This is a genomic window from Streptomyces sp. NPDC055400, assembly GCF_053644375.1.
This window is the reverse complement of the sequence record NZ_JBSHLM010000008.1, coordinates 397,337-410,441: the sequence shown is the minus strand read 5'-3', so window position 1 is coordinate 410,441 and position 13,105 is coordinate 397,337. Positions and strand designations below refer to the sequence as shown.

General features: G+C 70.8%; 13 protein-coding genes. 5 read left to right on the top strand and 8 right to left on the bottom strand.

Annotated elements, in window-relative coordinates; translation table 11 throughout:
• Positions 1-73: 73 nt before the first annotated feature.
• Entirely contained in the window at positions 74-2,383 is a 2,310-nt protein-coding gene (locus ACWIGU_RS23415) for a PA14 domain-containing protein (protein ID WP_454403630.1), read from the bottom strand.
• 112 nt (positions 2,384-2,495) lie between these two features.
• Between ACWIGU_RS23415 and lysS the strand changes: the two genes are divergently transcribed.
• Positions 2,496-4,304, top strand: a complete 1,809-nt coding sequence (lysS, locus tag ACWIGU_RS23410; RefSeq protein WP_454403629.1) for a lysine--tRNA ligase — start codon at positions 2,496-2,498, stop codon at positions 4,302-4,304.
• A gap of 56 nt (positions 4,305-4,360) precedes the next feature.
• Here the strand turns inward: lysS and ACWIGU_RS23405 are convergent, their stop codons facing one another.
• The 3 genes from ACWIGU_RS23405 to ACWIGU_RS23395 form a co-directional block, all read right to left on the bottom strand.
• The gene (locus ACWIGU_RS23405) at positions 4,361-5,617 is read right to left on the bottom strand and encodes a DUF2637 domain-containing protein (RefSeq protein WP_454403628.1); all 1,257 of its coding nucleotides are present in this window, start codon (positions 5,615-5,617) and stop codon (positions 4,361-4,363) included.
• A gap of 199 nt (positions 5,618-5,816) precedes the next feature.
• The gene (locus tag ACWIGU_RS23400) at positions 5,817-6,644 is read right to left on the bottom strand and encodes a DUF3558 domain-containing protein (RefSeq protein ID WP_454403627.1); all 828 of its coding nucleotides are present in this window, start codon (positions 6,642-6,644) and stop codon (positions 5,817-5,819) included.
• A 129-nt stretch (positions 6,645-6,773) separates the two neighbouring features.
• Positions 6,774-7,670 carry a DUF3558 domain-containing protein gene (locus tag ACWIGU_RS23395; protein ID WP_454403626.1) on the bottom strand — a complete coding sequence of 299 codons (897 nt, stop codon included), beginning with the start codon at positions 7,668-7,670 and terminating at the stop codon, positions 6,774-6,776.
• A 213-nt stretch (positions 7,671-7,883) separates the two neighbouring features.
• On the opposite strand from ACWIGU_RS23395, the gene ACWIGU_RS23390 reads away from it, so the two are divergent.
• The gene (locus ACWIGU_RS23390) at positions 7,884-9,077 is read left to right on the top strand and encodes an RtcB family protein (RefSeq protein ID WP_454403625.1); all 1,194 of its coding nucleotides are present in this window, start codon (positions 7,884-7,886) and stop codon (positions 9,075-9,077) included.
• 20 nt (positions 9,078-9,097) lie between these two features.
• Here ACWIGU_RS23390 and ACWIGU_RS23385 read toward each other — a convergent pair whose 3' ends face one another.
• The 3 genes from ACWIGU_RS23385 to ACWIGU_RS23375 form a co-directional block, all read right to left on the bottom strand.
• Positions 9,098-9,271 (bottom strand): hypothetical protein, encoded by a 174-nt coding sequence (locus tag ACWIGU_RS23385; protein ID WP_454403624.1) that lies wholly within the window; start codon positions 9,269-9,271, stop codon positions 9,098-9,100.
• Entirely contained in the window at positions 9,271-10,047 is a 777-nt protein-coding gene (locus ACWIGU_RS23380) for an SDR family NAD(P)-dependent oxidoreductase (protein WP_454403623.1), read from the bottom strand. Before ACWIGU_RS23380 ends, ACWIGU_RS23385 begins: the two co-directional genes overlap by 1 nt.
• A 62-nt stretch (positions 10,048-10,109) precedes the next feature.
• Positions 10,110-10,448, bottom strand: coding sequence for a YnfA family protein (locus ACWIGU_RS23375; protein ID WP_454403669.1), 339 nt, complete (start codon positions 10,446-10,448; stop codon positions 10,110-10,112).
• A gap of 386 nt (positions 10,449-10,834) precedes the next feature.
• On the opposite strand from ACWIGU_RS23375, the gene ACWIGU_RS23370 reads away from it, so the two are divergent.
• Together ACWIGU_RS23370 and ACWIGU_RS23365 are read left to right on the top strand one after the other, a co-directional pair.
• Positions 10,835-11,182, top strand: a complete 348-nt coding sequence (locus ACWIGU_RS23370) for a hypothetical protein (protein ID WP_454403622.1) — start codon at positions 10,835-10,837, stop codon at positions 11,180-11,182.
• A 96-nt stretch (positions 11,183-11,278) separates the two neighbouring features.
• Positions 11,279-11,710: a GNAT family N-acetyltransferase gene (locus tag ACWIGU_RS23365; RefSeq protein ID WP_454403621.1), complete on the top strand. Its 432-nt coding sequence runs from the start codon at positions 11,279-11,281 to the stop codon at positions 11,708-11,710.
• Here ACWIGU_RS23365 and ACWIGU_RS23360 read toward each other — a convergent pair.
• Positions 11,691-12,257 carry a GNAT family N-acetyltransferase gene (locus ACWIGU_RS23360; RefSeq protein WP_454403620.1) on the bottom strand — a complete coding sequence of 189 codons (567 nt, stop codon included), beginning with the start codon at positions 12,255-12,257 and terminating at the stop codon, positions 11,691-11,693. The two genes, ACWIGU_RS23365 and ACWIGU_RS23360, sit on opposite strands and share 20 nt — an antisense overlap.
• Positions 12,258-12,334: 77 nt before the next feature.
• On the opposite strand from ACWIGU_RS23360, the gene ACWIGU_RS23355 reads away from it, so the two are divergent.
• Positions 12,335-12,982, top strand: a complete 648-nt coding sequence (locus ACWIGU_RS23355; protein WP_454403618.1) for a TIGR03086 family metal-binding protein — start codon at positions 12,335-12,337, stop codon at positions 12,980-12,982.
• Positions 12,983-13,105: the final 123 nt, after the last annotated feature.

Below are 13,105 nucleotides of genomic sequence, written 5' to 3'. Positions count from 1 at the left end.
AAACGTCTTCAGTCTCCCACGGGGGCGGGCGGGTGGTCGCATGGATTCCCGCCCGCCCCCGGTGGCCGCCTTGTCAGGCCGCGGGCGCGAGGGACACGGCCGCGAGCGCGGGTGCCGACTCGGTGCCGTCCGCGTACACCGCCGTCACCCGGTAGTAGGCGGCGGTCCCGGCGGGGGCGTTCTCGTCGCGGTAGTGACGGAACTGCTGCGAGTACGGGTTCTCGAGGGCGCCGTCGGCGATCCGCTCGTAGGTGCTCGTGGTGCGGTTCCAGCGGTAGACCCGGTAGCTGGTGGCGCCGTCGAGGGTGTCCCAGTTCAGGGCGGCGTCACCGGTGTTCTCCCCGGCTTCCAGACCCGCGATGGGGGAGCCCGGTGCGGTCGCCTCCGTGGGGCGGGTGTCCTGCTCCGTGGCGTGGACGGTGACCGGCTCCGAGGCGTTGCCCGCGCCGTCGACCGCGCGCACCTCCCAGCAGCGCTCCTCGCCGTCCGGCAGGCCCGACGTGTCCTGGAACGACGTGACGTTCCCGTCGACGACCGTCGTGTTGCCGCCCGCGCAGGTCAGCACCCCGTCGACCGTCTCGGGCCGGCCGGCCCGCACCCAGTACGCGTGCACGTCTGCGGCGGTGGACTTGTCCCAGCGCAGGGCCGTGCCCCACGGCTCGGGGGTCGCTGTGAGACCGGACGCGGCGGACGGCGCGGCGGTGTCGTCGTAGCGGATCGTCTTGAGGTCGGTCGAGGTCACGCCGTTGCCGGCCACGGCGATGACGGTGACGTAGTGGTCCGTCGAGTCGCGGAAGTCGGTGAGGACGCAGCCGTACTCGATGTACGTGTCGGTGGCGAGGAGTTCCTTCGGCTCGCAGGCGCGCGGGTTCGTGCGGGCCGTGGAGGCGTTGGTGCCGGAGTAGACCCGGAAGCCGCCGCTGTGGTCGTTGTCCGCCGCCACCCTGAAGCGCAGCTCGGGACGGCCGTCCGCGTCGGGGCGCAGGTACACGGGCACGGCCGGTGCCACCTGGCGGCGCGCGGAGATCTTCACGCCGGACGAGCGGTGCCCGGCCGCGTCGACCGCGTACACGGTGTACGTGCGGACGACGCCGGGCTTGGCCGTGGTGTCGGAGTACGCGGCGGAGTCGGCGGTGCCGAGCAGGGTCGGTGTCGCGGTGCCGTCGGCCCCGTACACCTGCCAGCGCACCGCGTCGTCGGCCGGTGCGGCCCAGGTCAGCGCGACCTTGTCGGGGTCCGCCTTGGCCGCGAGGCTCGTCACGGCACCCGGCGCCGACGTGTCCGGCGTGGTCACCGCGACGGGCGTGGTGCGCGCCGAGGTGTTGCCGGCGGCGTCGGTGGCCGACGCCGCGTAGTAGTACGTCTGCTTCTCGGCGGGCGTCTCGTCGTACAGGTACTGCTCGTCCGGGGTCTCGCGCAGGTCGAGGGTCGCGACCTTGGTGTACGGGCCCGCCTCGGCCGTGGCGCGCCACAGCGTGAAGACGGGGCCGTCGGACGGCTGGACCTGGCCGAGCCAGACGTTGACGCGCGGCGTGCCCAGGTCCGTCGACACGGTGACGTCCGAGGGGCGCACGGCCGGGGCGGCCGGGGCCGTCTGGTCCGGGGTGCCGACGTACGGGCCGCACGCGGTGGCGCCGTAGTTCGTCCACTTGTCGACGGCCTGGATGCAGAACCGGTACTTCCGGCCGTCCTTCGGCAGCGCGTACGAGGTGCTGGTGCCGGTGGTGTTCCAGCTCGCGATCCCGGTCGTGGAGGTCTCCACGAGGACCCGGTAGTGGTCGATGTCCAGCTCGCGGTTCTTCTTCCAGCTCGCGGTGGCCTTGCCGGTCGCCGCGTCGTACGAGGTGGTGATGCCGGTCGGGGCCAGCGGCGCCTTGCTGTCGGAGGAGGCGGGCCAGGTGAACTTCACCCGGGACAGACCCGTCCAGTTCGCGTGGTCGACGCGGACGGTGTGGCTGCCCGAGCCGATGCAGAAGGTGCCCGGAACGCTGTTGCCCGAGTCACCGGTGTTCGTCCACTTGTTCACCTTGCGGACGCCGTCCACGTACAGGCGCAGTCCGTCCGTGCCGGAGAGGCGGTACGTGAAGCAGCCGCCCGAACCGAAGTCCCGGGTGAGCGACCAGCGCACGGAGAAGTTGTTCGTGGCCATCCCGGAGAGCGGAGCGCCCGTCCAGTTCTGGTCGATGGTGGTGTCGCAGTCCGTCTTCTTCGGCGTACCCGAGAACGACGTATTGGTGTAGAACGTCCGCTTGAACGTGGTGTCGCCGCAGGTAACGGCCGCCGCGGCGGAGGGCGCTGCCAGGACGAGGCAGGCGGAGGGCAGTGCCATGGCGAGCCCGGCGGCTCCCACGCGCAGCCCGGCGCGGAATCTGTCTGTGATCACGAAGTGAGGACACGCGTGGGGCCCGTGGGGTTGTACGGCGGGGTCCTCTGTTTTTTACGTGGCCTTGGCACTCGCGGAACGCGTTTCCCCCAAGCGCCCGGTAACTGGGAGAATGGCCCCAGCAGAGCTCACCCGCTCCACCCGACTCGCAGAGAAGGACGACCGAATCGTGGCCCAGAGCACAGGCGCGGAGACCCAGGACTGGGTCTCCCGTTACGCGGACGATGTCATCGCCGAGTCCGAGCGCCGCGCCCCGGGCAAACCGGTCGTCGTGGCCTCCGGCCTCTCCCCCTCCGGCCCGATCCACCTGGGCAACCTCCGCGAGGTCATGACCCCGCACCTGGTCGCCGACGAGGTCCGCCGCCGCGGGTACGAGGTCCGGCACCTGATCTCCTGGGACGACTTCGACCGGTACCGCAAGGTCCCGGCCGGTGTCCCCGGCGTCGACGAGTCCTGGGCCGATCACATCGGCAAGCCGCTCACGTCGGTCCCGGCGCCCGCCGGGTCGGCGTTCCCGAACTGGGCGGAGCACTTCAAGGCCGCGATGACCGGGGCGCTCGGCGACCTGGGCGTCGAGTTCGACGGCATCAGCCAGACCGAGCAGTACACGTCGGGTGTCTACCGCGAGCAGATCCTGCACGCGATGAAGCACCGCGGCGACATCGACGCGATCCTCGACCAGTACCGGACCAAGAAGAACCCCGACAAGAAGCCGCAGCAGCAGAAGCAGCAGAAGCCGGTCGACGAGGCCGAGCTGGAGGCCGCCGAGGGCTCCGGCGCGGCGAACGAGGACGACGGCAGCGGCGGCGCGGGCGGCTACTACCCGTACAAGCCGTTCTGCGGCGAGTGCGGCAAGGACCTGACCACCGTCACGTCGTACGACGACGAGACGACGGAGCTGTCCTACACCTGCACGCTCGACGGCCACAGCGAGACGGTCCGGCTGAGCGAGTTCAACCGCGGCAAGCTGGTCTGGAAGGTCGACTGGCCGATGCGCTGGGCGTTCGAGGGCGTGATCTTCGAGCCGTCCGGTGTCGACCACTCGTCCCCGGGCTCGTCGTTCCAGGTCGGCGGGCAGATCGTCGGGATCTTCGGCGGCAAGCAGCCGATCGGCCCGATGTACGCGTTCGTCGGCATCAGCGGCATGGCGAAGATGTCGTCCAGCAAGGGCGGGGTCCCGACCCCGGCCGACGCGCTCCAGATCATGGAGCCGCAGCTCCTGCGCTGGCTGTACGCCCGCCGCCGGCCCAACCAGTCCTTCAAGATCGCCTTCGACCAGGAGATCCAGCGGCTCTACGACGAGTGGGACAAGCTCGTCTCCAAGGTCGCCGACGGCTCCGTCCTGCCGGCGGACGCCGCCGCGTACACGCGCGCCGTGGGCACCGCGGCCGGTGAACTGCCGCGCACGCCGCGGCCGTTGCCGTACCGCACGCTGGCCTCCGTCGCCGACATCACCGCCGGCCACGAGGACCAGGCCCTGCGCATCCTCAGCGAGCTCGACCCTCAGAACCCGGTCACCACGCTCGACGAGGTACGGCCGCGGCTCGACCGGGCCGACGCGTGGATCAGCAAGTACGTGCCGGCCGAGTCCCGCACCGTGGTGCGCGCCGAGCCCGACACGCAGGCGCTGGCCGCGCTCGACGACGCGGCGCGCGAGTCGCTGAGGCTGCTCCTGGAGGGCCTGGACTCGCACTGGTCCCTCGACGGTCTGACGCACCTCGTGTACGGCGTGCCGAAGATCCAGGCGGGCTTCTCGCCGGACGCGACGCCGAAGGAGCTGCCGCCGGAGATCAAGACGGCCCAGCGGTCGTTCTTCGCGCTCCTGTACCACCTGCTCGTCGGCCGTGACACCGGGCCGCGGCTGCCCACACTGCTGCTCGCCGTGGGCGCGGACCGGGTCCGCAAGCTGCTCGGCGCCTGAGCGGGGAAAGGGCCGCACCGGATGCTCCGGTGCGGCCCTTTCGCGTGTACGGCGGGTCAGGCGATGTGATCCTCGATGAACTCGCTGTTCAGGCGCTGCATGAACGCCTCCATGTAGCGCTGCAGTTCACGCGGCTCCAGATTCAGCCCGTACGTCGCCTCCACGTTTGCGTGGAACGTCCCGGGCGTGGGGCCGCCTTCGCCGTCTATCGACTTCCGGAACACCTGGTAGAGGTCCTCGTCGCTCGGCGCCGGGTCGCCGGTCTCCGTGATCCCCTCACCGAGCTGGCGCGTGCGGCCCGGCCCGGACGGAACGGGAAACTCCGGCTCCTGGACCGACTGCGCAGGGATGAAGGCCTCGGCCGGAGGCTGCTCCTCGTACCACTGCTCGTACTGCTGCTCGGGGTCGTATGTCGGGTCGTAGCCACCGTCGTACGAGATCGCCTGCGGCGGGGGCGCGAACCACGGGCTCGACTCCTCACCGGCGGCAGCGGCAGCGGCGGCCGCCGCCTCGGCCGGAGTCCCGGGCTCCACGGGAGCCGGCTGCGGAGCGGTGGCCGCCGGAGCGGGACGCTCCAGCTCGGGAACGGGGGCGGCCGGTGCCGGCGCCGGGGGCAGCAGCGCCGGCTCGATGCCGGCGGCGGCCAGGCCCGAGGGGGCGGTCTCCGCGAGCGGGACGCCGTAGCGCGCCAGGCGCAGCGGCATCAGGGACTCGACGGGCGCCTTGCGGCGCCAGCTCCGGCCGAAGCGGGACCGCAGCCGCGCCTGGTAGACGAGCCGCTCCTGCTCCAGCTTGATGACGGCCTCGTAACTGCGCAGCTCCCACAGCTTCATGCGGCGCCACAGCAGGAACGTGGGCAGCGGGGAGAGGAGCCAGCGCGTGAGGCGCACGCCCTCCATGTGCTTGTCGGCCGTGATGTCCGCGATCCGGCCCACCGCGTGCCGCGCCGCCTCGACCGAGACGACGAACAGGATCGGGATGACGGCGTGCATGCCGACGCCGAGCGGGTCCGGCCACGCGGCCGCGCCGTTGAACGCGATCGTCGCGGCGGTCAGCAGCCACGCCGTCTGGCGCAGCAGCGGGAACGGTATCCGGATCCAGGTCAGCAGCAGGTCCAGGGCGAGCAGTACGCAGATGCCCGCGTCGATGCCGATCGGGAACACATAGCTGAAGTTCCCGAACCCCTTCTGGAGCGCGAGTGAGCGAACGGCCGCGTACGAACCCGCGAAACCGATGCCGGCGATGACCACCGCACCGGCGACGACCACGCCGATGAGTATGCGGTGCGTCCGTGTCAGCTGTGGCGCGGCCACACGTGCTCCCCTCCCTGTACGCCTTGTTGCGCGCAACAGCCTCGCACATCGGCGTGGCGGCGCGTGGCCGGGTACGGCGGGAGCCCGGTCCCATAAGGGACCGGGCTCCGCAAAAGGCGTGACCGGCAAGTGAGTTGGGGCCTGCCGGATGCCGGCCGGTGGCCACGGAGGGCCACTTGGCGGCCGGATGCCTAGGTGGTCACGACTTCGAGGACGCCTTGTCCGAGGGCTTGTCCGAAGACGTGGCCGACGGCTTCGAGGAGGTCTTGTCCGACGGCTTCGCCGAGGCGGAACCGGCGGTGTCCGAGCCGCCCGCCCCGTTCGCCGCGACGACCGCCGCGACGGCTTCCTTCGCGGCCTTCTCGGCGTCCTTCACCAGCTCGTCGGCGCCGGGCGTCTTCTCGCCCGCGAGACCCGCACCGTTGTAGTCGATCGTCACGACGGCGTTCTCGACCCGCGCGACGATCGTCTGCTGCCTGAAGGTGCCTTCCTTCTTCTTCAGCTCGTACGTCACCGCCGTCGCCTCGTCGCCCGTGCCGCTGACCGGCTCCGACTTCGGGGACTTCGCGCCGTCCACGGACTGCGCGTCGGTCACCTGCTTGGTGAAGTACGCGTGGGCCAGCTTGTTGCCGCTGCCGCGCGCCGCGTCCGAGTCGAAGCGCATCAGCGACGCGTTGAGCCAGCGGAACTGCGAACCCTTCACGCCCTTGTTGTCGAGGCTCGACCAGGAGCAGGTGCCCCGCACCGACTCGTCGTCGGAGGAGCCCGCCTTGCCCGACTTCGCCTCCGGCACGAGAGAGTCGAGCGTCTTCTTCGAGATCGCGGCACACGGCTGCGGCAGCGAGTCGTACGCCGCCGCCTTCACCTTGGCGGCCGCGGCACTCGCGGACGCCGACGCCTTCGAAGAGCCCTTGCCGGCCCCGTCGCCGGAGTCCGAGCCGGAGGTGCAGCCGGATGCCACGAGGATCACCGGCACGGCGGCTGCGCAGACAGATATGCGGGTGAGTCGCTTGGTCGGTCGGTGCATGGTTCCTTATTCTCCGGTTTGCCTGGTACGTACCCGAGAGGTGCGGCCCGGGTCCGATGGGCCACCGTACGCCCAAGCCGGGCCGCGCGGCTCCGCTTCCGCGGACCCGCGCCCCCGCCGTACCACCGGTTACTCGCTCAGCGTCCCGGCCAGCTTGCGGGCCAGTTCCCGCGCCCTGTCCTGCATTTCCTTGCTGTCCGGCACCTTTGCGGAGGCGCCCGGCTGCTGCTCGTACTCGACGGTCACGATGACGTTGGACGTGCGGAACACCACAGTGACCGTGCGGTGGCTGCCCGCGGACGCGGACGCCGTCAGCTGGTCGTTGAGGAACGCCTCGTCGGCCAGTCCCTCAAGAGTGCGGGGCTGCAGGTCGGCGCCGGGCACGGAGTCGTCCGACGGGCTCGACGAGGCGTCGGCCGACGCCTCGTCGGAGCCCTCTTCGCCCGGCTTGTCCGCGTTCTTCTCTTCGTCCGCCGTGCCCTTCTCCGTGCCGTTCTCGGCGTCCGCGGTGTCCTTGTCGGTGCCGGCGGAGGAGGAGTGGGAGGTGGTCGGCGACGTCGGGTCCGCGGGGACGGGGTCCGGCAGATGCGCCTCGGTCTGCTTCGAGGCGAAGACCTGGCCGGCTTCCGTGTCGTCGCTCACCGCGTTGTCGTAGGACACGACCCGCTCGAAGTCGACCATCAGAAGACGCGTCGCGTCGGCCCCGTCGTCCTTCCAGCGGCAGCCCACGCGCCGGTCCGTGTCGTACGTGACCGTGGCCGCGCCCTCGTACGCCTTGTCGCGCTGGTCGCCCTCGGGGAGCTCCTTGATGCCGGGCAGCATCTTGTCGAGGGTGCCCTTGTCGGGCTGACGGCACGGCTCGGGCAGGGTGCGGTACTTTCCGGGCCGGGCGGCCGCGGCGCTGGTGCCGACGTCGCCGGGCTTGGGGTCGGTGGCGTCACCGGTGGCACCCGAACCTCCGGTGCAGCCGGTGAGCAGCGCTGCGAGGAGCGCGGCGACGCCGGGTACGTACGCCTTCCGCTGCACGGTGATGGCCCCTCTCGACAAGGTGACACGTCGTCGGACGCGCTTATTCGGTTGCCGTCACAGGACGGCCGATGGACACAATGTGTATCGCACGCACTGCTGTGAACGCCGGTCCGATTTCCCATTCGTCGACCTTGGCGCTGGTATTTGCGATTACTGACTTTTGATCGGGTACGCGAACGTACGGGAGCGTACGGGGGAAACGAGGACACTATGTCGTATGTAGAGGTTCCGGGGGCGAAGGTCCCCATCCGGATGTGGACGGATCCGGCGTCGGTCGAGGACGTGGCGATGCAGCAGCTGCGCAATGTCTCGACGCTGCCGTGGATCAAGGGTCTGGCAGTGATGCCCGATGTGCACTTCGGCAAGGGCGCGACGGTCGGCTCGGTCATCGCGATGCACGGCGCGGTCTGCCCGGCGGCGGTGGGCGTGGACATCGGCTGCGGCATGTCGGCGGTGAAGACGTCCCTCACGGCGAACGACCTGCCCGGCGACCTGTCCCGGCTCCGCTCGAAGATCGAACAGGCGATCCCGGTGGGCCGCGGCATGCACGACGACCCGGTGGATCCGGGGCGGCTGCACGGCTTCGGCGTGGCGGCCTGGGACGACTTCTGGGGCCGGTTCGAGGGCATCGCGGACGCGGTGAAGTTCCGCGAGGAGCGCGCCGCGAAGCAGATGGGGACGCTCGGCTCCGGAAATCATTTCTGGGAGTTCTGCCTCGATACGGACGATTCTGTCTGGGTCATGCTCCATTCGGGTTCACGGAACATCGGCAAGGAGCTGGCCGACCACCACATCGGCGTCGCGCAGAAGCTCTCGCACAACCAGGGTCTGGTCGACCGCGACCTCGCGGTGTTCATCGCGCAGACCCCGCAGATGGCGGCGTACCGGAACGACCTGTTCTGGGCGCAGGAGTACGCGAAGTACAACCGCGCGGTCATGATGGCGCTCTCCCTGGACGTGATCCGCCGCGAGTTCAAGAAGGCGAAGCCGACGTTCGAGCCGGTCATCTCCTGCCACCACAACTACGTGTCGGAGGAGCGCTACGACGGCATGGACCTGCTCGTCACCCGGAAGGGCGCGATCCGCGCGGGTTCCGGTGAGTACGGGATCATCCCGGGCTCGATGGGCACGGGCTCGTACATCGTGAAGGGCCTCGGGAACGCGGCGTCGTTCAACTCGGCGTCGCACGGCGCCGGCCGCAGGATGAGCCGGAACGCCGCGAAGAAGCAGTTCTCGACGAAGGACCTGGAGGAGCAGACGCGGGGCGTGGAGTGCCGTAAGGACTCCGGCGTCGTGGACGAGATCCCGGGCGCGTACAAGCCGATCGAGAAGGTCATCGACCAGCAGCGCGATCTGGTCGAGGTCGTCGCGAAGCTGAAGCAGGTCGTCTGCGTCAAGGGCTGAACCGCCCTCGGCCCGCGCGCCTACTTCGCGTGCGTGACCGCGTAGATCATGACCAGGGCGACCAGGTGGATGCCGAAGAGGAAGTAGGCCAGGTACCACCACATGTGGCGCTCGCCGCGCTTCTCCTCCGCGCGGCGGCGCTCGTCCGCCTCGCGCTGCAGGATCTCCAGCGGGTCCGCGGGTTCCGGGTGCATCACAGCTCCCTGTGGACCTTGGTGTTGGAGGCCTGGGCGCGGGGGCGGACGACGAGCAGGTCGACGTTCACGTGGCTGGGGCGGGTGACCGCCCAGGTGATGGTGTCGGCCACGTCGTCCGCCGAGAGCGGCTGCGCGACGCCCGCGTAGACCTTCTCGGCCTTCTCGGTGTCGCCGCCGAAGCGGGTGAGGGCGAACTCCTCGGTCTTGACCATGCCGGGCGCGACCTCGATGACGCGGACCGGGGTGCCGACGATCTCCAGGCGCAGGGTCTCGGCGAGGACGTGCTCGGCGTGCTTGGCGGCCACGTAGCCGGCGCCGCCCTCGTACGTGCTGAGACCGGCGGTGGAGGAGAGGACGACGACGGTGCCGTCGCCGCTCGCGGTGAGCGCGGGGAGCAGGGCCTGCGTGACGTTCAGCGTGCCGATGACGTTCGTCTCGTACATCTGGCGCCACTCGGCGGGGTCGCCCGTCGCCACGGGGTCCGCGCCGAGCGCGCCGCCCGCGTTGTTCACGAGGACGCCGATGGTCTTGAAGGCCGTGGCGAACTCGTCGACCGCGGCCCGGTCCGTGATGTCGAGCGCGTAGGCCGCGGCCTGGTGTCCCGCGTCGTTGATCTCCGCGGCCAGCGCCTCGATACGGTCCTTGCGGCGCGCGGTGAGCACGACCCGGTATCCGGCCGCCGCCAGCTGACGTGCGGTGGCTGCGCCGATTCCGCTGCTCGCGCCGGTGATGACGGCGATGCGGGAGGCGGTTGCGGGCGCGGCGGCGGTCATGGCTGGTCTCCTCGGACGGGCGATCGACTCCCGCCAGGATAGGCGGGGCGCGCGCGGTGGTGTCACCTGCCGCCGCGGGGCGCGTACATGATCACGGCCATGCCTGCCAGGCAGATGAGGGCTCCGGTGACGTCCCAGCGGTCGGGCCGGTAGCCGTCCGCGACCATGCCCCAGGCGATCGAGCCCGCGACGAAGACGCCTCCGTACGCGGCGAGGATGCGGCCGAACTCGCCGTCGGGCTGGAGCGTGGCCACGCATCCGTAGACGCCGAGGGCGATGACGCCCGCGCCGATCCACGCCCATCCCCTGTGTTCGCGTATGCCTTGCCAGACGAGCCAGGCGCCGCCGATCTCGAAGAGGGCGGCGACGACGAAGAGGAGCGCGGAGCGGGCGACGAGCATGCGGAACAGGCTGCCATGTCGCTCGTGCGCGGCCGCCACACCGTCACCTGTTGGACGGCGCCTGCGGGGCGGGATGCGTGGGATACATCAGGAGACCCGCCTGACCGTGACCGGTGATGCGTGACCGGTGACTCGTGGTCGGTGACTCCTGGTCGGTGATCTGCGGCGGTGGACGAGAGGGCGGAGAGAACATGCTGGTGAGGCGTGGAATCGGGCGTGGAATCGGGCGTGGAATCGGGCGTGGTGCAGGCCGTGAAGCCGGACGCGGGCTCGGGGTGGTGGGGCTGAGCGCTGTCGTGGTGCTGGGGGCTGGTCCCGCCGTTGCCGACGGGCCTCTGCCACGGTCCGTTCCGGAGGTCGATCTGGCGTATCACGGACAGGTCACCATGTCCCGGGGCCGGGTGGAGACCTGGCTGGTCCCGCAGAACCACGGTCCGTCGGCGGTGACCGACGCCACGGTGCGGCTGCGCTGGTCGGCGCCGGTCGCGGACACGCGGTGGCTGCCGCCGATGTGTGTGCGGGCGGGCGCGCAGACGGTGCTGTGCCGTACGGGCGCGCTGCCGGCGGACAGCAGGGGCGGGCGGATCAGGGTGCCGGTGCAGCTGGCGGGGGCGCCTTCGGAGGTGACGGTGCGGATCGACACGGTGTGGAGCGGCGGGTCGGCGGACCACAATCCGCAGAACAGCACCCATAAGGTCCTGGCTCTGGACACCGGGGACGTCTACTACTTCTGACATTCCAGACACTCCTGACACTCCTGACGCATCTGAGCCGGTGCCGCTTCTGAGACCGGGGTGTGGGGTCCGGGACGTGGCTCCTATCGTTTGGGTATGAAGATCACTGACATGGAACCCGGCGATCCGCGCCTCGGCGCCGAGGTCCTCCCCGTGCTCCAGGAGCTGCGCCCGCACCTGACCGCCGAGCTGTTCTGCGAGGTGTACGCGGAGGGGTATCCGCAGGGGCTGCGGTTCACGGCCGCGTACACCGACGACGGGTCGTGCGCGGGCGTCGCGGGGTGGCGCGTGGCCGCCAACACGAGCGCGCTGCGCAAGCTGTACGTCGACGATCTGGTGACCGCCGGGCGGGCCAGGTCGGGCGGCGTGGGCCGGGCGCTGCTCGCGTATCTGGAGGACCGGGCGCGCGAACTGGGCTGCCGCACGCTCCAGTTGGACTCGGGGACGCGCCGGACGGACGCGCACCGCTTCTATCTGCGGGAGCGCATGGACATCACGGCGTTCCACTTCACGAAGAAGCTCGGCTGAGGGTCCTCAGGTCGAGGTGCCAGTCGTGGCAGCGGATCGCGCGGCCCTTCGGGTACTCGAGGTCGCAGGGGCCGCGCAGGGTGAAGCCCGCGCTGCGGCAGACGCCGTTCGACGCGAGGTGGTCGACGGGCGGGAACGCGTGCAGATGGCGCAGGCGCGCCCGGTCGGCGGCCGCGTGGGCGGCGACTAGGCGGGCGGCCGCGGCGGCGATCCCGCGGCCCTGGTAGCCGGGCAGGACGCCCCAGCCGGTCTCCCAGACCCGTTCGCCCTGCCACGGTGTCGCCCAGTAGCCGATGGAGCCGGCCGCGGGGGCGTCGGGTCCCGCGGTGATGCGGAACATCCGGCCGTGCCCGTCGAGCGTGGACAGGGCGAGGTAGCGGCGGTGGCGGTCCATGAGCTGGTCGAGGGTCTCGGGGCCGCCGAGGTGGGCCGTCATCTCGGGCGCGTTGTTCTTGAGCAGGAGATCGAAGTCGTCGTCCGTCCAGGGCACGAGGCCTATGTCCGTCATCTTTTCCGCGGCCGTCCTGTGTTCGGTGCTGTGCGTCATCGGCTCATCGGTGACGAGCCGGATCGTATGTCGCCGTTCTTCAGGACGGGCCGGGTTCCGGCTCGTAGCTTGGCGGCATGAATCACACCCGCGAGAACAACGAGAGTCACGAGAACAACGGCAGCCAGGAGAACGCGCGCGGCATCGGTGATCTTCTGCGCGTGGCCGCGGAGCGGGCCGTCCCGGTCGTCCGTGCCCTGCCCGACGACCGTCTCGAAGCGGTGACGCCGTGCGCGGAGTACGACGTGAAGGCCCTGGTCAACCACGTCTTCCAGGTGATGGAGCAGTTCCAGCGGCTGGCCGCGAAGCAGGACTCCGACTTCACGCAGGCCGCCGCGGACCGGGTGGCCGAGGGGCCCGACTGGCGTGAGCGGTTCGGTGAGGAGGCCCGGAAGCTGGTGGCGGCCTGGTCGGCGCCGGGTGCCGAGGAGGGGAAGACCGGGGCGATGAACATGCCGGCGGCCACGGTCGGCTCCATGGCGCTGCTCGACCTGACCGTGCACATCTGGGACCTGGCGCGGGCGACCGGGCAGGAGTACGTGCCCGAGGGGGAGGCGCTCGCCGTCGTGGAGCGGCTGGCCGGGACCGTCGTGGAGCTGGCGCCGACGGCGCGGTCGATGGGGGTGTTCGGGGAGGCGGTGCCGGAGCCCGCGGACGCGTCGGCGTTCGAGCGGCTGCTCGCGGCGACGGGTCGGGATCCGCGGTGGGCTCCGCCCGCGCACTGAGGGCCTGGGGAAGGCCCATGGGCCGAGGCCGGGGAAGCCCCATGGGCCGAGGCCGGTGAAGCGCATGGGCCGAGACCTGGGAATAGGGGCGGCACCCCCACCGTTCGAAGGTATAGTTGAATC